We start from the raw sequence: 20,880 nt of genomic DNA on the forward strand, positions 1-20,880 counted from the left end.
AGTGCATCCCGGTAGACACTTTGCGGCAGGCTGCGCAGCGCACCCTTGGCGAGGGCCGCATAGGCTTCGGCTTCCTGCACGGTGGCTTCGGCCGCGCCGGTCGCCCGGATCAGGTGCACTGCATGCGCAAGATCCTGCTCGGACTGGGTATCGGGATGCAGGGCCCGCTCCCAGAATGACCGGTCTTCATCAGACCCGCGACGCCGGGCGATAATCACGGGAAGCGTGATCTTGCATTCGCGGAAATCGTCGCCGACCGACTTGCCGATCACGGTCGTCGTGCCGCCATAGTCGAGCACGTCGTCGATGATCTGGAAGGCGAGACCGAGATTCTTGCCATAGGTCGCAAGCGCCGCTGCGTGGTCCTTGCCGCCACCTGACATCGCGCCGGTTTCGGCGGCCGCCTCGAAAAGGGCGCCGGTCTTGGCTTCGACGATGGCGAGATAGTCTTCGGTAGGCAGGTCGCGCGCCTGCATAGCGGCGAGCTGGCGTACTTCGCCTTCGGCAATGGTGGTCGACGCCGTCGCCAGGCGGTTCAGGATTGCGAGGCTGTTGGTTTCGACCAGCAGGTTGAACGCCCGTGCGAACAGGAAGTCGCCGACCAGGATCGAGGCCTTGTTGCCCCAGATCGCCTTTGCAGCGGGCTTTCCGCGACGCAGGTCGCTTTCGTCCACGACATCGTCATGCAGCAGCGTGGCGGTGTGGATGAACTCAACCGCAGCAGCGAGCGCGTGGGTCGCTTCATTGGCCACGCCGACAGCATGGGCCGCGATCAGGGTGATCATCGGGCGCAGGCGCTTGCCGCCGGCTGAGACAATATAGCCCGAAAGATCCGGTATGACGGCAACAGGGCTGGCGGCCCGCTCGGCGAGCAGGACTTCCACAGCGGCCAGATCGTCTGCGACGAGAGCCTGCATGCGCTCGACGATCGAACCAATGGCCGCCTTGGATCTGAGTCTCGGCGCGAGGGTCAAGAGCAACTCCTGTTGGATCACTATCCGCTTGTATCTAGGCTTATGTTATGCGGCAACAACGCACGACGCGGCACCGGGCCGCAGCCATATGGGTCATGTGTGGCGCCTGCGCCATAGGCCGAATGCCTGAAAAGCTGGAACGCCGCCGCGTTTTGCGCTTTATAGGCAGTATGAAAACCCTCATATCACTTTCCGCGCTTATTCTGCTCGCCGCGTGTGCGAGCCACACGCCTTATGGTCCCGCAAAATCCAGTGGTGCGGCGGGATATGAAACCCAGAAAATCGAAACCAATCGCTATCGCGTGTCCTATACTGACAGGGATGCGGGGCGTTCGCACGACATGGCTCTGTTGCGCGCTGCCGAGATCACGCAGCTGGATGGGCGGGACTGGTTCGAAATCACCGGTGGTTACACCGATCAGGACGGTGCCCGGTCGGACAGTCGTAACTCGTTCAGCGTGGGCGGTTCTACCGGGTCGCGTGGGCGTAGCGGGGTCGGACTGGGTGTCGGTTTCGGCATACCGGTCAGCTCCAGCGGGGGCAGCGTGACGACCGTTATCGACATCGTCACGGGCGAGAATCCAAAGCCGGACCGCCCGTCGGTCTATGATGCCATGTCGGTAGACATCAACCTCCGGGGCAACGCGCCCTGATGGAGGAAATTTTCCGCACCAATGACCTGGTGAAACTCTCTTTTATCGAGCATTTACTGCAGGAAGCGGGCATCGCCTATTTCGTGGCCGACCAGCACATGTCCGCCGTCGAGGGCAATATCGGTGCCTTTCCGCGGCGCGTGATGGTGCGCGGGGACGTCGTCAAGGCGGCTGCGCTTGTGCTGGCCGAGGTCGAACGCGGGTGATCGCGGTCACCGAGGATACGGTCTACCAGGGCCGCGTGAAACTGGTGCAACCATTGAAGGGATTCCGGGCCGGAACCGATTCTTTGCGGCTGGCGGGGGCGCTGGTGGAAAAGACGGGTGGGGAGGCTCTGGAGCTGGGATGCGGGTGCGGCGGGGCTTTGCTGCCAGCGGCGTTCCGGATGCCGGGCATGCGCTTCACGGGTGTGGAAATCGATCCGGAAATGGCGTCACTGGCCGAGGCGGGCGTGGCGGCGAATGGCTTCGAGGACCGGGTCCGGATAGAGACCGGCGAGGCTTCGGACTGGGTGAAACCGTATCAGAACCGGTTCGATCTTGTGTTCGCCAATCCGCCGTATTTCGCGCCGGGAAAAATCTCGGCGCCTGGCGAAGGGAAAACCTCGGCCTACATCGAATCGCTTGATGTTTCGGGCTGGGTGAAGGCGATGGTCTTCGCCGCCAAGCCGCGCGCGCCGATTGTGCTTATCCACAGGGCGGCTGAGCTGTCGCGGATCCTTGCGGTAATGGACAGGCAGACCGGCGAGGTCACGGTGCTGCCGCTGGCCGCGAAGCCGGGCGCCGAGGCAGGCAGGGTGCTGGTGAGGGGTCGGAAAGGGCTGAAGCGCGGACCGCTCCGGTTGCTTGCCCCGATACACACGCATGCGGCGGACGGGAGCCCTTCGGACGTGGCCCAGGCGGTGGCGGCCGGGGGTGCGGTGAGGTGGTGAACGGGGGTGGCAAGGGGGCGGCAGGGGTGTGGCCGGTCCGCGTTGCGACGCCAACGGAAAGGCCTGATCCATGATCTTCGGCATCCTCCTCTTCGGCTTTGCGATTTTCGGCATCGTGATTGCCGTGCTCAGTCATCCGGCCATATATCGCGGCCTGACCAAGCGCGGGAGCGGTACCGCCGACCACCCGGACTCCGACGGGCTGTAATGCTTGCGCGGGGCAGCGCTGCCCTGTAGTTCCGGACCAACACCAATTTCCGGACATGTCCCATGCCTGCGCCCAAAGCCCAGCCGAAACCGAAATCCTTCCAGGACCTGATCCTGACCCTGCAGGCCTATTGGGCCGAGCAGGGCTGCGCGATCCTGCAGCCATACGACATGGAAGTTGGCGCGGGTACGCTGCACCCGGGCACCGTGCTCAGGGCGCTCGGGCCGAAGAACTGGCGGGCGGCCTACGTCCAGCCGTCGCGGCGTCCGAAGGATGCGCGCTATGGCGAGAACCCGAACAGGCTTGGCCATTATTACCAGTTCCAGGTGATCCTGAAGCCGAACCCGGCGAACCTGCAGGACCTCTATCTGGAAAGCCTGTACAAGATCGGCATCGACCCGATGGTGCACGACATCCGCTTCGTGGAAGACGATTGGGAGAACCCGACCGTCGGCGCGTGGGGGCTTGGCTGGGAAGTCTGGTGCGACGGGATGGAAGTCAGCCAGTACACCTATTTCCAGCAGGTCGGCGGGCTCGACGTTTTTCCCGTTTCAGGGGAACTGACCTACGGGCTCGAACGCCTCGCCATGTATGTGTTCGGCGTCGACAATGTCTACGATCTGCCCTTCAACGACCCGGACTCGGCTGTGCCGCTGTCCTATGGCGATGTGTTCCTCGAAAACGAGAAGCAGCAGTCGGCCTTCAATTTCGAATATTCCGATGTCGAGATGCTGAAGCGCTGGTTTGCCGATTGCGAGAGCCAGTCGAACGCGCTGCGCGCTGCGAACCTACCGCTACCGGCCTATGATTATGCGCTGAAGGCCAGCCACACGTTCAACCTGATCGACGCGCGCGGCGCGATCAGCCCGACCGAACGCCAAGCCTATATCGCGCGGGTGAGGGACCTTGCGCGCGGCGCGGCGGCGCAGTGGGCGGAGCAGGAAGAGACGCGCGCGGGAGCCTGACTCGCTCACCCCGAATTAGAATTATTTCAAACCCGCTCTATTTGCCTTGACAGGCTAAAAAGCCGATTGCAACTCTAGGTTATTCCCGGACGCTGGGGTCTCGTAAGCTTGCGGTCGCGCTCGGGGGAGTTTTACGTATGGCGTATTTTTCGGGCGGAATGAAGTGTGCCGTGATCGGAGTGGCTGTGCTCCTTCTTTCAGCCTGCGGGGGCGGTGGTGGCGGCTGGAAACGGGTCGCCGGGCGGTCCTTCGGAGTCGCGTGCCAACCGGGAGTTTCCCGATGTTTTTTCCGTTAACATTGCGGAAAATCCAGATTCGTATGTCGCGTTTGATACGTCCCCCTTCAGCTTCTACGCACCCGACAACGACATTCCAACGCCACTGGTGCTGACAGGTAATGATGCTGGCCCATTCGACGTCCTGATGAATATCGGGGCGCCTGATGGTCAGGGAATCCGGCAGATTATCCTGTCGGTCAGGCCGAAAGGCATTCTCAACTTCGAGGACCCGAAGGATACTGACGGGGACAATTTCTACGTGTTCCAGATCAGCGGCGTGTATAAGGGGGAGACCCTGCGGGCGAAGATTGAGGTGACGGTCCTTGATGTGCTCGATGCAGCAGAATCTGACGGCAAGTCACTATTCGGGGAAGCATGGAAACAGCCGTTTGGCGCTTACATGACGGCCATTTCTAACCTCACGGGTGAAGGCACCGCGGAGATCGGGACGTCTATCTCCGGCGAGGCCAATGGGCAGACATCGGCTTATATTTTCACTGGCGAGTTTCTGGCGCGTGCACCTTCGGGCATGTCGCGCGTTTCAAGCGCAACCGATTTCGGAACGCGCTTTCAAGAGACCAGCGTCGACGGGACCCTGGAATTCAACTTTCTGAGCGCGCTGGCGAAGCCCAATGGCACTGGCACTGACCTGCTCCTGTCCGAAGCGGTCAAGGATCGGCTTGTGCTGCTGCGCCTTGATGATCCATCTGATTTCGACGCAATCAAGGGCAATATCAATCCGGACCTGTTAAGTGACAAGATCACCTACACGTTTGCGAATGGTCAGAACGAGGGCCGGTTGATCGGCGATGTGAATGGCGATGGGGTAAACGATATTTTTGTGCGGCCCATGGACACCGAGGTCACGCCCCAGTCGATGGGTATCATCTTCGGTGAATCCCTTGCCACGAACCCGTCCAGGACGCGTGCCGGCACATTTGATATCGCGTTGACCACATCCCAGATTTCGCGCTTCTCCTATTCCGAAGTCGTTTTCAAATCCTGGTTCGATGTCGGGCTTCTGCCCGATGCGGATGGCGATGGGTCGCCTGAGCTCGTGATTTCCAATACGTATGGATATGGGCCAGGCCGTGTCGGTCAGCCCGGGCCGGATTTTTGGTACATACGCGGTTCTTCCCTGCAGGCGGCTGGCGTGATTGATATTGATAGCATGGCGGCGGGCCAGGGATTTTCGTCATCATCGCTTGATATTTACTCTGTCGCTTCTGGATCCGACACGAACGATGACGGAATCGGCTCTGTCTTGGTGGGCGTGTACGACGCCATCCTCGTTTTCGACGGAGACGCCTTTGCGAATTTGGGATTTAGCGCCCCGCGAACGCGGATAACGCGGGAAGGTCTCCGGATCGGGTCATTGCTTACCGACGCCGGCGATCTGGATGCCTATGGATTGAATGAGTTGATCGCAATGAATCGCAACCGGACCGACCCGACCATCGTGAATGGGGTGGTGATTGCCAGGCCTGTGGATACCGTTCTGACCGGCACCGAGGACCATCTGGTCATCGATCTGTCAGCTCTTGTCGGGTTCGGGCAAGCCTCAGCGGCTATCCCTCTCAATCTGGCAGACGACAACATATTTGTGTTCGGTTTTTACGCTTCGAATGCGCAGTATGAGCCAAACTCACCTGATACGTCGGGCCGCATCGTGATCGTTGAGCGGGAGGCTGTGGCAGAGGCTGTGAAATCAGGCGCGCCGGAAATGATCATTCGAAACTGACCAGCCTCTCCTGCGTTGCCCCCAGATTTTCGGCGCCAAGGAGATAATTCCGCTAAGGTGGCCAAAACGACTGAGGAGGAATTCAGATGAGCAAGACCCCGAAAATAGCCGGCAAGCAGCCGATCCCGGTCGAAGTGGTGGCGGGCAAGACCTATTGGTGGTGCGCGTGCGGCCAGTCGAAGAAGCAGCCCTTCTGCGATGGCAGTCACAAGGGAACGGCGTTCGAGCCGGAGGGCTGGACAGCGGAAAAAACCGGCAAGGCGTTCTTCTGTGCCTGCAAGCAGACCGGCAAGTCGCCGCTCTGTGACGGGACTCATAACGGGCTCTGACCGAGGTCCGCTGGCCCCCGGGATCACACAAGATAAGCCTGCACTCGTCCTTCGACTTCGCTGATGACGAGTGCGGGCAGTTTGCAAGTGAGCGGACTAGCCGATCTCCTGCAGCTTTTCCCAATAATCGGTTGGGGGAATGCCCTCCATCATGGCGGCGACCATCTTTACGAAGTCAGCGTTGAAATAGAGGTTGCACAGGGTCCACAGGTCGCGCGTCCGCTCTGTTCCCAATACAAAGAAGATCACACCGCGATAGGATTCCCACGCTTCCTTGTCCATCGCACCGCTCTTGTACTGAAGCCACTCGAATTCGCGGGCGCGCATCTGGCCGATCATCCAGAAGATCAGTATGGTCTTGTCTTCAAAACTGGGCGTTTCCGTCTGGGAGAATATGCGCCCCAGATCGGGATGCTCGACGAATTTATAGACGCCGGTCTGGTCGTTCGCCAGCTGGGCCTGCCGCGATTCAGAGCGAAGGAGGGCGGTGCCCTGCCGCACCTGGATGGCCAGATAGATGAGTGTCGCGACCACCGCTATGACCCCGACGATCTGGGCGAGGTAGGCAATCTGTTCGAGCATGATGTTTATCCCCCAATATAGGCTCCAAACCTAGCAGACGGCCCGTGAATGTCGCCAAGAATCACAAGGCATCTGGCGCTCGGCTGTTGCGCCCCAGACTTGACCCCGGCGCAGGCGCGTCTATGCCGTGCAGGCTCAATTCCAAACGGCTGGACCCCTTATGGCTGACCTTCTGCTCGAGATCTTTTGCGAGGAAATCCCTGCACGCATGCAGGCCAAGGCCGAAGCCGATCTCGGCAAGGCGCTGGGCGATGCGCTGACCGGGGCGGGCCTCGCGTTTGATGCGCTTGAGACGGCGTCCGGGCCGCGCCGCCTGTCGGTGAACGTGACCGGGCTGCCCGTGAAATCGGCGGATGTGTCGGAACAGCGTAAAGGCCCGAAGGTCGGCTCGCCGGATCAGGCGATTGCAGGCTTCCTGAAGGGCGCTGGCCTGACCTCAATTGATCAGGCCGAAGTGCGGACAGACCCCAAGAAAGGCGACTTCTATGTTGCCATGCTGGACAAGCCCGGCCGCCTGACGGCGGACGTGGTGGCCGAGGCGGTGCCGGCGATCATTCGCAGCTTCCATTGGCCCAAGAGCATGCGCTGGGGCACCCGCGAACTGCGCTGGGTGCGCCCATTGCAGCGCATCCTGTGCGTGCTGGATGGCGTGGTTGTGCCGTTCGAGGTCGATGGGCTGGCCAGCGGCAACCAGACCGAGGGCCACCGCGTGCATGAACGCGGGCCGTTCACGGTGACGGGCTGGGCCGATTATTCAAAACAACTCGAAGGCAAGGGCCACGTGCGGCTGACGCGGGATGCGCGGCGCGATGTGATTGCCAAGGGCATTGCGGACGTGTGCGCCAAGGCAGGGCTCACATGGGTGGAAGACGCAGGGCTCCTGGAAGAGGTGACAGGCCTTGCCGAATGGCCGGTGGTCATTCTGGGCGATATGGACCCGGCCTTCCTGGAACTGCCGCCGGAAGTGATCACGCTGTCGATGCGTACGCACCAGAAATACTTCGCGGTGAACGACAAGAAGACCGGCAAACTGGCACCGCACTTTATCGTGGTCGCCAATATCGACGCGTCTGACGGTGGTAAACAGATCGCGGCGGGCAATGCGCGGGTCCTGTCGGCGCGGCTCGAGGATGGCCGGTTTTTCTGGGACAAGGACAAGTCAATCTCGCTGGACGAGATGGGACAAAAGCTGTCGACGATTGCGTTCAAGGACGAGTTGGGCAGTCTTGGTGACAAGGTGGAGCGCGTGGCGGCACTGGCGCGGGAACTGGCACCCGCCGTGGGCGCGGACCCGGACCTGGCCGAACGTGCAGCGCGCCTCGCCAAGGCGGACCTCGTGTCGGAAATGGTTGGCGAGTTCCCGGAACTGCAGGGCGTGATGGGGCGGTATTATGCGCTGGCGGCGGGCGAGCCTGCGTCTGTCGCCGATGCGATCCGAGACCATTACAAGCCGCAGGGGCCGTCAGACGCCGTGCCGACCGATCCGTTGGCGATTGCCGTGGCGCTGGCCGACAAGCTGGATACGCTGGTGGGTTTCTGGGCGATTGACGAGAAACCGACAGGATCGAAGGACCCGTTTGCGCTACGCCGGGCGGCTTTGGGTGTGGTGCGAATTGTGTTGGAGAATGAGGTTCGGTTGGGGGTTGCGAGCGCGCTCCTCAAGGCGCTCACCAAAGTATCGGTAAGAATTATCGTTCAGAAACCAAAAGATCGTCAGAAGGACGTTCTGGCACTACGTGACCGGGGAGTGCTGACGCCTGATCAAGCAATAGATGTTCAGATATCTATTGGAGAAGACATGGATGCGGAAGCGAAGGCGCATGTCAGCGATATTGCGTGGCAGCAAAGGTCCGCAATGATCAATGACCTCCTCTCCTTCTTCGCGGATCGCCTGAAGCAAGTCCTGCGCGACCAGGGCCAGCGGCATGACCTGATTGATGCCGTGTTTGCGCTGGGCGAGGATGATCTTGTGCTGATCACGCGGCGGGTCGAGGCGCTTGGCGCCTTCCTCGACACCGAAGACGGCGCGACGTTGCTGGCGGGCTACAAGCGCGCGGCGAATATCTTGAAGGCCGAAGAGAAGAAGGGCGCGCTGCCGGAGGACCTGTCCGTTGATGCGGCGCTAATAAAGAAGGGCCCCAAGGAAGAGCAGGGGCTGTATGCGGCGCTGACCGCTGTGCGCAAGGCGATCGCCGCGCCGCTGAAGGACGAGGATTTTGCCGGGGCGATGGGCGAGCTGGCCAGGCTGCGCGCGCCCGTCGACGCCTTCTTCGAGGGCGTCATGGTGAACGATGAGGACGCCAAGGTGCGCGCGAATCGCCTTGCTCTGCTGACCGAGGTGCGCGCGACGCTGCACCAGGTGGCGGACTTCTCGCTGATCGAGGGCTGATAGCGCCACCAGTGTTCCGGATCGGAACAGGTGGTGTTTACCATTGCGTGTCATATCGGCCACGTGGGTGGCGCTGGACCCGGAAAACTAGCCAAATGGGCGATTTCACGCACCCTGAGGTCTGGCAATCCGCGTTGCAATGCAGCATAGGATTTGCAGGTTTTGCGGCAACGAAATGGCACGCACGGTCGTTAAAGGGTAAGATTCATGGGTGAACCGGCTTTGAAACACGCAGAAGAAACGTGGGTTTACCGGTTTGGCGGCGGCACGGCCGACGGCGATGCCTCGATGAAGAACCTGCTGGGTGGCAAGGGCGCCAATCTCGCCGAAATGGCGAAACTCGGCCTGCCTGTGCCTCCGGGCTTCACGATCTCGACCGCCGTGTGTGCCGCTTATTACGAGCTGGAGCGCGAATACCCGTCGACACTGTCGCCGCAGGTGGACGCCGCGCTGGCCGCGATCGAGAGAGAATCCGGCAAGGGCTTCGGCGACCCGGACAACCCGCTGCTCGTCTCCGTGCGCTCGGGCGCGCGCGCGTCGATGCCGGGCATGATGGATACGGTGCTGAACCTCGGCCTGAACGAGGCCTCGGTGAAGGGCCTCGCGGCGCTGGCCGGTGAGCGCTTTGCCTATGACAGCTATCGCCGCTTCATCCAGATGTATTCCAATGTCGTGCTGGGCCTCAGCCACGACACGTTCGAGTATATCCTCGACGACTATAAAGAACGCCAGGGCTTTGAACTCGACACCGAGATGCAGGCCGAAGACTGGAAGGCGATTATCGTTTCCTACAAGGAAGCCGTACATAAGGATCTCGGCGAACCGTTCCCCGACGACCCGAAGAAACAGCTCTGGGGCGCCATCTCGGCCGTGTTCGGCTCGTGGATGAACGACCGGGCGATCACCTATCGCAAGCTGAACGATATTCCGGCCGAATGGGGCACGGCGGTGACCGTGCAGTCGATGGTGTTCGGCAACCTTGGCGAGACGTCGGCGACCGGCGTGGCGTTCACACGCGACCCGTCGAATGGCGAAGCCATCTTCTATGGCGAATACCTGATCAATGCGCAGGGCGAAGACGTCGTGGCAGGCATCCGTACGCCGGCGCCGATCTCGCGAGAACGGGCCGACACGCTGAAATCCTCAGACTCGCCACTCGAAGAAGCGATGCCGCCGGTCTATGCCCAGCTGCGCGATGTGGCGAACACGCTGGAGCGCCACTACAAGGACATGCAGGACCTGGAGTTCACCGTCGAGAATGACCGGCTTTACATGCTGCAGACGCGTAGCGGGAAACGCACCGCGGCTGCGGCGCTGAAGATTGCCGTCGACATGGCGCGTGAGGGCCTGATCACGGAAGAGGAAGCCGTGCTGCGGCTGGAACCGTCACAGCTCGACCAGTTGCTGCACCCGACCATTGCCGAGAACGCGTATCGCGACGTGATCGTGACCGGCCTGCCGGCCAGCCCCGGCGCCGCCGTGGGCAAGGTCGTGTTCGACTCTGAGGAAGCCTTTGCGATGGCCGAGAAGGGCGAGGACGTGATCCTCGTTCGCATCGAGACCAGCCCGGAAGACATCAAGGGCATGCATGCGGCCCGCGCCATCGTGACCGCGCGCGGCGGCATGACCAGCCACGCCGCCGTTGTCGCGCGCGGCATGGGCCGGCCTTGCGTCTGCGGCGCCGGTGGCCTGCAGATCGATATGGCCAAGGGCGTGTTCCGCGTCATGGGCCGCGAAATCAAGAAGGGCGAGATCATCACGGTGGACGGCGCAGCCGGCCAGGTGATGCTCGGCGCCGTCGAGATGTCGCAGCCCGACCTGTCGGGTGATTTCGGTGCGCTGATGGGCTGGGCCGACAAGGTCCGTAAGCTGAAGGTGCGTGCGAATGCCGAGACGGCGCTGGACGCGCGCACGGCCGTCGAGTTTGGCGCGGAAGGCATTGGCCTCTGCCGGACAGAGCACATGTTCTTCGATGCCGAACGTATCCCTGAAGTGCGCGCGATGATCCTGGCCAATGACGAGAAAGGCCGCCGCGAGTCGCTTGCCAAGCTGCTGCCGATGCAGCGCAGCGATTTTGAAGAATTGTTCCGCATACTCGGCGACATGCCGGTGACGATCCGCCTGCTGGATCCGCCACTGCATGAATTCCTGCCGCACAATGATGCCGACATGGACGAAGTGGCGAAAGCCTCGGGCGTGTCCGTGGACGAACTGAAACGCCGGGCGGCTGAATTGCACGAGAGCAATCCGATGCTGGGCCATCGTGGCTGCCGCCTTGGTATAACCTATCCAGAGATCTACGAGATGCAGGCGCGTGCCATTTTCGAGGCCGCCGTCAATGTGTCGAAAGAGACGGGACACCCGCCGGTTCCTGAAGTGATGATCCCGCTGGTGGCGACGCACAAGGAGCTGTCGATTCTGAAGGCGGTCGTCGATGCAGCAGCCAAGGCCGTGTTCAAGGAAACCGGCACGACGCTGGAATACATGGTCGGCACGATGATCGAATTGCCGCGCGCCGCGCTGCAGGCCGGGGAAATCGCCCATTCGGCGGAGTTCTTCTCTTTCGGTACCAATGACCTGACGCAAACGACGCTGGGCATCTCGCGCGATGATGCGGGCCGGTTCCTCAAGATCTACGAGGAGAAGGGCATCTACGAGAAGGATCCCTTTGTGACGCTGGACCAGGTCGGCGTCGGGGAACTCGTGAAAATTGCTGCTGAACGCGGCCGCAAGACCCGTCCGGGAATCAAACTGGGCATTTGCGGTGAGCATGGTGGCGACCCGGCATCGGTGGCCTTCTGCCATCGTTTGGGGCTCGATTACGTGTCCTGCTCCCCGTACCGGGTGCCGATTGCGCGTCTTGCTGCGGCCCACGCTGCGCTCAAAGAATCGCTTAAATAGACGGCAAGCCGCTCATTTCGATGGCAAAATGGTGTTGTAGTTTTGCCACAGCTGCATTGCGCGCCGAAGACCTGTCCCGGAGGGGCGGGTCTTAAATTCTTATGAAATTCAACAGATTGCAGGACGAAATTGCTGCAGTGCGGAAAACCGGCCGATTCGGCGGTTCCCGACCTGACAGAATTGTCACTGACAGAAGTGGCCAGGTTCTTGCTAGGAAGGGGGTTGGCCGCCTACCTCCCGCCTAGAAGCGGGGCTGATGTGGCCTGCAAATGTAGTCAAACCAAATACGCCCGGGCCAAAATGACGAAGTTATATCGTCTGCCGGGGATTGGGGAGCGGTGATGTTGTTAAGGGTTCTTAAACCACGACGGGCGACTCTGTCGCCGATGAGTGGGCTCCGAGAGAAGCTCAAGCGTTGGTGGATGATAATGACAGACGACGAACAGCGAGATATCTTTATCCGTGGCGCCACGATCGCCGTGTGCGCCGTGGCTGCGACTGTTACCTTGCCAATGGTCGGCCAGATCCAGGCAGAGAAGCGTGCAGACGCCGATTTCCGTGAGCAGGCCGTCCGGCTTGCCAGCATGGAAGACGGTGGTGTCACCGTCCGTTCAGCGGCCTACACGCCAGCGCTGCTCGATACGCCATGGATGCGTACCGTCGAATATACGCTCGAGCGCGACACCGGTTCTTCGATGAGCCGCTATGCGATGCGCGACCGCGATGGCGCGGCGCTCAATTCGCTGGTCAGCTTCCGCCCCGAACATATCAAGCGCGCCGAGACGATCAGCGCGGAACAGAAGTGCATGGCGCAGGCCGTGTACTACGAGTCAGCGCACGAGCCGCTCGATGGCCAGATGGCCGTTGCCGAGGTCATCGCCAATCGCATGGCCGACCATCGCTATCCGGACAGCGCATGTGGCGTGGTGTTCCAGGGCGCGACGCGCACGACCGGTTGCCAGTTCACGTTCACCTGCGACGGCGCTCTTAAAACGCCGCCGATGGGTCGCAACTGGGAGCGCGCCAAGACGATCGCTGCCCACGTGCTGATGAATCTGAGCGACGACAAGACGGGTGGTGCCACGCACTATCACGCGACCTATGTCGACCCGATCTGGAGCGCCGGCCTGATCAAGACCGACAAGATTGGCATGCATGTGTTCTATCGCTTCCCGCGCGGTTCCGAATGGGCCAGCGTGCGGCAAGACTTCACCACCAAGCGTACAAAGGCCCAATATGCCTCGCTGGACAAAGAAGAAACGATCACGCCGGTTGACGGCGCAGCGACCTCCCACATCCAGCTGGTTGAAGCGCCGACGATTGCACCAGCCTCGGTGACGACGTCCGACCGTACGATCACCAATGGCGCACCGCGCCTGACAACGATCCGTTCGGTTGACTATGAAGAACCGCAGCTGAAAACGTCGGGCAATGCCGACACGGTTGCCGCCTACATGGCCAAGCAAACCGGCATCGAAGTCGCGAGCAATGACGTCGATCTGAGCGTTCTGCGCTAGGTCAGCATGTCTTCAGGCAAAATATTCGAGACCGTCGATGCTTGCATCGACGGTCTTTTTGCATCTGAAGATACCGTGCTTGAATCCATTCGTGATCGTGCCCGCGAGGCCGGACTGCCCGAGATCGAAGTCTCGTCAGGGCAGGGTAAGTTCCTTTACCTGATGGCCAGGATGACAGGGGCAGAGCGGATGCTGGAGATTGGGACGCTCGGCCGGTATTCGACTGTATGGATGGCCCTTGCGTTGCCTGACGGCGCAACGATGACCACGCTGGAACTCGACGCCGCGCATGCCGCTTTGGCGCGAGAGACGTTTTGCGATGCGGGACTGGGCGGCATGTTTACCGTCATCGAGGGACCGGCGCTGGCGAGTCTGGCGCAATTGGGTGGGCTATTCGATCTCGTCTTCCTTGATACCAACAAGGATGACTATCCGGCCTGCCTCGACCATGTGGTGCGCCTGTTGCGGCCTGGCGGCGTGCTGCTGGCGGACAATGTCATTCGCAAGGGCGCTGTCATGGATCCGCCTGATGGGGATCCGATGGCGCGGGGGGCGGCTGACTTCAATCGCCTGCTGGCGGGGCACCCGGAATTCGAGTCGATCATCCTGCAGTAAGTCGGACGCAAGGGTCATGACAGACTGGCCGTCGCGCGAAAACGGGACTAGGCGCGCGGGGGAACTTGCGACTTGACGCGTTTGCGGATGGCGCCCGGCAGCCAGCGGGTCATGAATCGGGCGCGTTCGGCATCCTTGCCGACCATGTAATGGACGTCCTTGCCATGCGCGGCGTCCCAGGCACGTTCGGCCGCCATCGACACCGGATAGATGTTCATGCCGTTCTCGCGCAGCTGGTCCGACATTTTGACGTTGGAACCTTCTGCGGCGCCCATGTCGAGGATCGGTGTGTCGACAAACCAAGGCATCAGGCTGGTGACGCGTATGTCGAGATCGCGGAATTCCGCGTCGAGCGCTTCAGTCAGACCGCGCACCGCGAACTTTGTGGCCGAGTAGACGGCGAGCTGCGGCGAACCGACAATACCGGCGGTGGAGGCCGTATTGACGACGCGCGCGCCGCGCGTTGCCTTGAGCAGGGGCAGGCAGGCCTGCACGCCATTGATGACGCCCTTCAGGTTGACGTCGATGACCCAGTCATTTTCTTCAGGGGACACGTCTTCGAACCAGCCATGGCGTCCGACACCGGCATTGTTGAACAGCACGTTCATGCCGCCCTCGGTCGCGTCGCCGAATCCGCGCACGGCGGCGGTCCAGTCAGCGCGCTGGCGGACGTCGAGCGTGGCGACATGGCAGTTTTCAGTGCCGATCTCGTCTGCGACCTGGGCGAGGCTGGCCGAGTTCACATCATAGAGGCCGCAATACCAGCCGCGTTTGGAAAAATGCCGGGCCGTCTCGGCGCCAATGCCGGAAGCTGCGCCGGTAATGAATATGCTCTTGCGTCCGCCCGATCGGGTCATGCGCTGTCCTTCTTGCGAGGTAGGTCTCGCTACCTCGTAGTGTCAGACCACATCCAGTCCCACGTCAAGGTTTGGCGCCGAATGGGTGAGGGCTCCGACGGAGATGAAATCGACGCCGGTTTCGGCAATCCCGGCCACGGTCGAGAGGTTCACACCACCGGAGGCTTCGGCGGTTACGCGTCCGTCGATGATCTTCACGGCGCGGCGCAGTGTGTCGGTGTCCATATTGTCGAGTAGGATCGCATGCGGCGTATGCTTCAGCGCCTCTTCCAGCTGTTCGAGTGTGTCGACCTCGATCTCGATCATGCGGAGATGGCCGGCATAGGCCTTGGCGCGGGTCATGGCCTCGGCAATCGAGCCGCAGGCGGCGATATGGTTGTCCTTGATCAGGATCGCGTCATCGAGACCGTAGCGGTGGGCCGTGCCGCCGCCGCAACGGACAGCGCGCTTTTCGAGTGCGCGATGGCCAGGTGTCGTTTTCCGTGTGCAGACAATTCTTGTATCGGTATGGGCTACGGCTTCGACGAAGCGACGTGTCAGCGTGGCAACGCCCGAAAGGCGACCGATAAAGTTCAGCATAGTGCGTTCCGCCGTCAGGATGGAACGGGCGGTGCCGTCGAGACGGCCGATCACATCGCCCGGGACGATGACGCTGCCATCAGGCTTTTCGATGGTGAGATTCATGGCCGGGTCGATGAGGTGCAGGGCGTGGGCCGCAGCATCGAGACCGGCGATGATTCCGGGCTGGCGCGCGGCGATCACGACGCGCATCGTCGTTTCCGGCGAAATCGTGGCATCAGTGGTCAGGTCGCCCGCCCGGCCGAGATCTTCTGCAAGCGCAAGGCGCACGATCGGATCGAGGATAATGGCGGGCAGCGGCGGGGGTACGGGGCTCATGTCTGGACAGCCTCTTCGGTCGGGTCTGTGAAATCGCTCAGGAGGAACGAACGTTCGGGCGCGCCGGTGTCGGGAAAGTCGCTTCTGAAATGGCCGCCGCGGCTTTCCTTGCGGGCGAGGGCGGCGGTTGCCATCAGGCCAGCTGTGACTAGCGGGCGGGCGGACCCGTGAACGGTGCGGAGGGTTTCGATCGTTCCGATCAATTGGTTCAGGCCAGTCGCATCGCGGACCACGCCGCACTTGGACGACATTTCTCCGCGCAGGATTTGCAGTGCGTCATGCGGCAGCGATGCGGGCACGTGTGCGGTGGACGCGCCGGGGGCATCGAGTTCGGCGTCGCGCAGGTGCTGGGCGATGCGATGGGAGAACACGACCGCTTCGAGCAGGGAATTGGAGGCCAGCCGGTTGGCGCCATGCGCGCCGGTGGATGTGCATTCTCCGCAGACGGATAGGCCATTGAGCGTCGAGCGGCCCCAGAAGTCAGCCACGATGCCGCCCATGTGATAGTGCGCGGCGGGCGCAATCGGGATCATCTCGAAACGTGGATCGATCCCGGCGCTCTTGCAGGCCGAGAAGACGGTCGGGAAGTGTTCGGGGAAATGATTGCCCACGGCCGACCGGCAGTCGAGAAAAGCACCACGCCCGGACGCACGTTCGGAATGAATGGCGCGGGCGACCTCGTCGCGCGGGGCGAGCTCTTCCAGCGTATGGTAGTTCGCCATGAAGCGTTTGCCGTCGCGGTTACGCAGGGTCGCGCCTTCGCCGCGCAGGGCTTCGGTGGCCAGCGGGGCGGGGTCGCGGCCGATGTCGATGGCGGTCGGGTGGAATTGGACGAACTCGACATCAGCGATCAGGGCGCCCGCCTCATAGGCCATGGCGATGGCGTCGCCGCGGGCTTCGCGTGGATTGGTCGTGACTTGGAACAGGCCGCCGGTGCCACCGGTGCACAGCACGGTCTGGCGCGCCGTCTGGGTCGTCAGGTTTCCCGAACTGTCGCGCAGGACGACGCCAGCGACGCGGTGGTTGGCATCCTGGAGAAGCCCAACCGCCCTGACGCCTTCGATCACGGTAATATGGGTCGAGGCGGCCACGGCGGCGACGAGCGCGTCCATGATGGCCTTGCCGGCTAGGTCGCCTGCCACACGGGCCACACGGGGCCGGGAATGGGCTGCTTCGAGCGAGAGCGCGAGCGCGCCATCCGGCGTGCGGTCAAACGGGACGCCGAGCGTGATCAGGTCGCGGACCCGGGCCGGGCCTTCTTCGGCAATCAGGCGGGCCACGACAGGATCGACAAGTCCGGAGCCGGCATTGATCGTATCGTTGGCATGCTGGTCGGCGCTGTCCAGCGGATCAAGCGCCGCCGCAAGGCCGCCCTGTGCCCAGGCAGACGAGGCCGCCTGACCGAGCGGTGCCGGTGAGATGACCACGCAGGCGCGCGGTGCAAGTTCCAGCGCGAGGAACAGGCCAGCAAGGCCTGCGCCGACGATCAGCACATCGCTGTCAGCCGCGCCGGATGCGGCGATAGTTTGATTGCCCACACTGGTCACTGATTCAGGATATCCCGTCATTGGCGCGGCGGAATTCAGCCGGCGCGGTTACTGCCGACACGAGGGCGCCAAACATGCGGTTTGCCGATTCGATCGTCAGTGTGAAATTGTCAGGCATGTAGACGAGGCCTTCGACCTTGGATTCGAGCATTTCCTCGATTTGGGACCGGATCGAGACCTGGTCTCCGAATCGGCGCGCCTGGCAGGACTGGCGCACGACGGAGCGTCCCCAGAGCGAGCAGACCTCGACGGCAGTGAGTTCGCAGGCATACTGGCCTGGCTCGGGATGCGGGGACAGGTGCATCGTGCCTGTCATCAGGCACTCGCCATTGCGGTAGGGCCGCGTCTGGAACGTCCAGGTGCCAAGGACATCCGACGTGTCGGCATCCTTGTTGCTGCCGGCGCTGGCCGGTAAGCTGGTGAGAAGAACAAGCGCGGCCATGGCCACCAGTCGGATCCTTGCCCGGAACATTATTGTCTCCTCTGCGCAACTGCGCCCGTTCCAAACTTAAGCCCAGCGTGTGCGCGTGCACAATTGCCGGGCTGTCTCATACGACCATTTCAAGATCGAGTGGCTTGAGACCGGTCTTGAATGCCAGGGGTTTCGCCAATTTTGGCAACGCCATCATCGCATCCAGTGCATCCTTGGCCCGCAGCCGCACGTCTTCCGGGATCTTGACCTCGTACTTGCCGGTGACGAGGCAGTCATAGATGTTTTCCAGCGTGATACGCTTCATGTGCGGGCACAGGTTGCACGGGCGAATGAAGTTCACATCCGGGTTCACCGCAGCGACGTTGTCGCTCATCGAGCATTCGGTGAGGAGGACGACCTTGGTCGGGCTGTTATCCGACACATAATTGGCCAGCGCCGAGGTGGAACCGGCGAAATCGGCTGCTTCGAGCACGTCAGGCGGGCATTCCGGGTGGGCGAGCACAACGATGCCCGGATGGGCCTCGCGCAACTGGTGGACGTCATCGGCCGAGAACAGCTCGTGCACTTCGCAGGCACCGGGCCAGGTCATGATGCGGATATCGGTCTGGGCTGCGACGTTCTTGGCGAGGTACTGGTCGGGCACCATGATGACCGTGTCGGAATTCCATGCCTTGGCGATGTGCTCGACGACCTGCGATGCGTTGGAGCTGGTGCAGGTAATGTGGCACTCGGCCTTCACGTCGGCGGTGCAGTTCACGTAGGTGACGATCGGATAGTCCGGGTATTTTTCCTTGATCAGTCGCACGTCGGCGCCGGTGATCGAGGCAGCGAGCGAACAACCTGCCCGCAGGTCGGGGATGAGGACCGTCTTCTCGGGTGCTAGGATTTTCGAGGTTTCGGCCATGAAGTGCACACCGGCTTGGACGATGACGTCGGCGCTGGTGGCGGAGGCTTCGCGGGCCAGTTGCAGACTGTCGCCGCGAAAATCGCCGACGAGGCTGAAAATGTCAGGCGTCATGTAATTGTGGGCGAGGATGACAGCGTTCTTCTCTTTCTTGACCCGGTTGATCGCGGCGACGAGCGGGGCCACAGCGGGCCACTCCATCGGCGTGATGAAATCCGCGACCAGCGGGTAGAGATGGTCTGTCTCGGCCTTCACGGCGGCGTCATAGAACAGGCCGCGCGTGCTGGCGGCGGATGCGCCGCGCAGGGGTGTCGGGGTAGGGCAGCCGGGAGTGGAATCGATCAGTCTGGCCATGGGGTCCTCCTTACACCGAGACACTTATGCTCGATACGAGTATAATGTAGGTCTGAAACTGCCCGTTTCAAGGGCTCAGCCTTCAAACGTCCGGGATCAGGGCTCGCGCGCAAGGCTTCTGCAATAGTTATACGCACTATGAGCAAAAGGGGTTCTAGCGTTGGGGGTGCAGGTTGGCAAGTGGCGGCTATTTAACACGATTGATGGCATTCAGCTTTTCAAGCACCCGCCGGGCCGCAGCCTGACTCATCTTTCCAGGCGTATTGAGAACGTGCTCGCAAACCGACGTGATAAATTCTTTAGTCGTCCGCTTGCTGGTCAATGTGTTCTTGCTAATTAGTTCCACGATGTCGCCGAGGGCATCGAGTGCCAGGGCGCGTTCCGCATCTTTTGGTTCCGCTTGGAACGACCACGCATCCACAGCTTCCTCAGTCATTAGGGGCAGGCCTGATGCTGCTTCGGGAGGAACAACTCGAGCGGACAATGCGCGGACGGCATGGAGCGATGGAGACGTGCCGAGGATTGCATAGGCGGCTTTCCGCGCTTCAATGAAATCTGGTTGACCATGCACGTGTCTCAGCAGCGCTGATAGAGTCTTCGAGCGCTGTTCGCGCCAATAGTCTGAACGCTCAAAGCGCGCATCGTTTAGTATACGCTCGAAGTCCATTCTTTGCTTGTTTCGCCATTGGGGGTTCTCATCCCAAAATTCCGCCGCTTCCTGAGTGTGCTGCAAATCGCTCCATCTCTGATCTAGTCGCCGCATGCGGTCTTCCACCGGTCCGACGAGAAGATCGTATTTGCTTACGATCCAGTTCGCGACCTTGCGTTCATGTTCGCATCTGCTCGAAATGAGTTCATTCAATCTCTGGAGGCTGTATGGAATTCCGCCGCGAAATTGGGCTGCGCTCTTTTCGACGTGCGCAGCAATGCGCTTTGCGAATTTGTTGGACACCTTCGCCTGGACAGGGTCGTGTGGATCGGTGCCCTTGTAGGCTTGTCTGAAAATCCGCCGTTCCAGAAACGGATCGAAAAAATCCAGCTGTCCAGCCTCGAACAGACGTTCTTGGGCCTTGTTCCGCTGCATGATGCCAAAGGCCTGTAGCAGGGCGGCAATGATAACGACATCGACGAGCAGACGGGAAATGAAGACGATGTGCCGGGCTGCGGCGCCCTTCGGCACGAAAGGTTCCTCTTGGGTCACGTCGTAGATGTCGACCCAATCCACGATGGGAACCCCCTTGGCGAGTTCAGTGCCAAAGAATTTCAGCCACTCGACTAGGCCGGTCGATTGCGCGGCGCCGGTCAGGATCATCGGATCGACCGGTTCGAACAGGTCGAAATGCATCTGGATCTGGCGAAGCGCGAGCGGCACCAGAATGAACAGCCAGGCATAGCCCATGAGGGCTTCATCGCGCAGGTCATTGGCAAAGCCGATGCGAAACTGGTCTGGTCGCGTGGTCTGGATTCGCAGGGATTTTTCCCGGTCGTCCTCCACCCATGCCCACCGGCGACCGAGACCGAAAATGATCAGACTGGCGACCCCGATAGGTGCAAGGCCCCAGGGATGCGGCAGCGCATAGCCCATAGCTGACAACGGCAGCATCACCAGAACAAGGATGAGCTGGGGCACCATCCATCCGCCCTGTGTCGCTCCGGAAAGGGGTGCTAGAGCGTTTCAGTTTTTGGCGGAAGCATAACCCGCTCCTGTGATATAGTTTTGGCATTCGGATGAGCTGATGGTCTTCACGATTTTTCCGGTTTCATGGATGACGTCTTCGATTGTGTGTTTCTGGGCCGTGCGCATG

At 61.4% G+C, this 20,880-nt stretch carries 19 protein-coding genes; 11 read left to right on the forward strand and 8 right to left on the reverse strand.

The window, feature by feature from the left end; genetic code table 11:
- The coding region (locus ACESNB_RS02750) for a polyprenyl synthetase family protein (protein WP_373003477.1) at nucleotides 1–974 on the reverse strand (974 nt) is incomplete at its 3' end.
- A gap of 170 nt (nucleotides 975–1,144) precedes the next feature.
- Between ACESNB_RS02750 and ACESNB_RS02755 the strand changes: the two genes are divergently transcribed.
- The 7 genes from ACESNB_RS02755 to ACESNB_RS02785 all read left to right on the forward strand — a co-directional run bounded on the left by ACESNB_RS02755 (nucleotide 1,145) and on the right by ACESNB_RS02785 (nucleotide 6,079).
- The gene (locus ACESNB_RS02755; RefSeq protein ID WP_373003481.1) at nucleotides 1,145–1,627 is read left to right on the forward strand and encodes a hypothetical protein; all 483 of its coding nucleotides are present in this window, start codon (nucleotides 1,145–1,147) and stop codon (nucleotides 1,625–1,627) included.
- A complete protein-coding gene (locus ACESNB_RS02760; protein WP_373003483.1) occupies nucleotides 1,627–1,833 on the forward strand; it encodes a DUF2007 domain-containing protein in 207 nt (68 codons plus the stop codon). Before ACESNB_RS02755 ends, ACESNB_RS02760 begins: the two co-directional genes overlap by 1 nt.
- Nucleotides 1,830–2,558 (forward strand): tRNA1(Val) (adenine(37)-N6)-methyltransferase, encoded by a 729-nt coding sequence (locus ACESNB_RS02765; protein ID WP_373003486.1) that lies wholly within the window; start codon nucleotides 1,830–1,832, stop codon nucleotides 2,556–2,558. Before ACESNB_RS02760 ends, ACESNB_RS02765 begins: the two co-directional genes overlap by 4 nt.
- Nucleotides 2,559–2,628: 70 nt before the next feature.
- Entirely contained in the window at nucleotides 2,629–2,766 is a 138-nt protein-coding gene (locus ACESNB_RS02770) for a hypothetical protein (RefSeq protein ID WP_373003488.1), read from the forward strand.
- Between the two features lie 62 nt (nucleotides 2,767–2,828).
- Nucleotides 2,829–3,731 (forward strand): glycine--tRNA ligase subunit alpha, encoded by a 903-nt coding sequence (locus tag ACESNB_RS02775; RefSeq protein ID WP_373003491.1) that lies wholly within the window; start codon nucleotides 2,829–2,831, stop codon nucleotides 3,729–3,731.
- Nucleotides 3,732–4,115: 384 nt separating this feature from the next.
- Nucleotides 4,116–5,750 (forward strand): hypothetical protein, encoded by a 1,635-nt coding sequence (locus ACESNB_RS02780; protein WP_373003493.1) that lies wholly within the window; start codon nucleotides 4,116–4,118, stop codon nucleotides 5,748–5,750.
- 86 nt (nucleotides 5,751–5,836) lie between these two features.
- Nucleotides 5,837–6,079 carry a CDGSH iron-sulfur domain-containing protein gene (locus ACESNB_RS02785; protein ID WP_373003497.1) on the forward strand — a complete coding sequence of 81 codons (243 nt, stop codon included), beginning with the start codon at nucleotides 5,837–5,839 and terminating at the stop codon, nucleotides 6,077–6,079.
- Between the two features lie 96 nt (nucleotides 6,080–6,175).
- Here the strand turns inward: ACESNB_RS02785 and ACESNB_RS02790 are convergent, their stop codons facing one another.
- The gene (locus tag ACESNB_RS02790) at nucleotides 6,176–6,661 is read right to left on the reverse strand and encodes a hypothetical protein (RefSeq protein ID WP_373003500.1); all 486 of its coding nucleotides are present in this window, start codon (nucleotides 6,659–6,661) and stop codon (nucleotides 6,176–6,178) included.
- A gap of 160 nt (nucleotides 6,662–6,821) precedes the next feature.
- On the opposite strand from ACESNB_RS02790, the gene glyS reads away from it, so the two are divergent.
- The 4 genes from glyS to ACESNB_RS02810 all read left to right on the forward strand — a co-directional run bounded on the left by glyS (nucleotide 6,822) and on the right by ACESNB_RS02810 (nucleotide 14,083).
- Nucleotides 6,822–9,050, forward strand: a complete 2,229-nt coding sequence (gene glyS, locus ACESNB_RS02795; RefSeq protein WP_373003504.1) for a glycine--tRNA ligase subunit beta — start codon at nucleotides 6,822–6,824, stop codon at nucleotides 9,048–9,050.
- Between the two features lie 207 nt (nucleotides 9,051–9,257).
- Complete coding sequence (ppdK, locus tag ACESNB_RS02800; RefSeq protein ID WP_373003507.1) at nucleotides 9,258–11,951, forward strand: pyruvate, phosphate dikinase; 2,694 nt, start codon at nucleotides 9,258–9,260, stop codon at nucleotides 11,949–11,951.
- Between the two features lie 428 nt (nucleotides 11,952–12,379).
- Nucleotides 12,380–13,468, forward strand: coding sequence for a cell wall hydrolase (locus tag ACESNB_RS02805; protein WP_373003510.1), 1,089 nt, complete (start codon nucleotides 12,380–12,382; stop codon nucleotides 13,466–13,468).
- Between the two features lie 6 nt (nucleotides 13,469–13,474).
- Nucleotides 13,475–14,083, forward strand: a complete 609-nt coding sequence (locus ACESNB_RS02810; RefSeq protein ID WP_373003513.1) for an O-methyltransferase — start codon at nucleotides 13,475–13,477, stop codon at nucleotides 14,081–14,083.
- A gap of 47 nt (nucleotides 14,084–14,130) precedes the next feature.
- Here ACESNB_RS02810 and ACESNB_RS02815 read toward each other — a convergent pair whose 3' ends face one another.
- The 6 genes from ACESNB_RS02815 to ACESNB_RS02840 all read right to left on the reverse strand — a co-directional run bounded on the left by ACESNB_RS02815 (nucleotide 14,131) and on the right by ACESNB_RS02840 (nucleotide 20,708).
- On the reverse strand, nucleotides 14,131–14,940 hold the full coding sequence (locus ACESNB_RS02815; RefSeq protein WP_373003517.1) for an SDR family oxidoreductase: 810 nt from the start codon (nucleotides 14,938–14,940) through the stop codon (nucleotides 14,131–14,133).
- A gap of 42 nt (nucleotides 14,941–14,982) precedes the next feature.
- Nucleotides 14,983–15,837 (reverse strand): carboxylating nicotinate-nucleotide diphosphorylase, encoded by an 855-nt coding sequence (gene nadC / locus ACESNB_RS02820; RefSeq protein ID WP_373003521.1) that lies wholly within the window; start codon nucleotides 15,835–15,837, stop codon nucleotides 14,983–14,985.
- A complete protein-coding gene (locus ACESNB_RS02825; RefSeq protein WP_373003524.1) occupies nucleotides 15,834–17,405 on the reverse strand; it encodes an L-aspartate oxidase in 1,572 nt (523 codons plus the stop codon). The genes nadC and ACESNB_RS02825 overlap by 4 nt, the downstream gene beginning before the upstream one ends.
- Nucleotides 17,389–17,856: a hypothetical protein gene (locus tag ACESNB_RS02830; RefSeq protein WP_373003527.1), complete on the reverse strand. Its 468-nt coding sequence runs from the start codon at nucleotides 17,854–17,856 to the stop codon at nucleotides 17,389–17,391. The genes ACESNB_RS02825 and ACESNB_RS02830 overlap by 17 nt, the downstream gene beginning before the upstream one ends.
- 76 nt (nucleotides 17,857–17,932) lie before the next feature.
- A complete protein-coding gene (gene nadA, locus ACESNB_RS02835; protein WP_373003530.1) occupies nucleotides 17,933–19,075 on the reverse strand; it encodes a quinolinate synthase NadA in 1,143 nt (380 codons plus the stop codon).
- Nucleotides 19,076–19,262: 187 nt separating this feature from the next.
- A complete protein-coding gene (locus ACESNB_RS02840; RefSeq protein WP_373003534.1) occupies nucleotides 19,263–20,708 on the reverse strand; it encodes a hypothetical protein in 1,446 nt (481 codons plus the stop codon).
- Between the last annotated feature and the right edge of the window lie 172 nt (nucleotides 20,709–20,880).

The sequence above is a fragment of the Hyphomonas sp. genome (assembly GCF_041689225.1).
Taxonomy (GTDB): domain Bacteria; phylum Pseudomonadota; class Alphaproteobacteria; order Caulobacterales; family Hyphomonadaceae; genus Hyphomonas.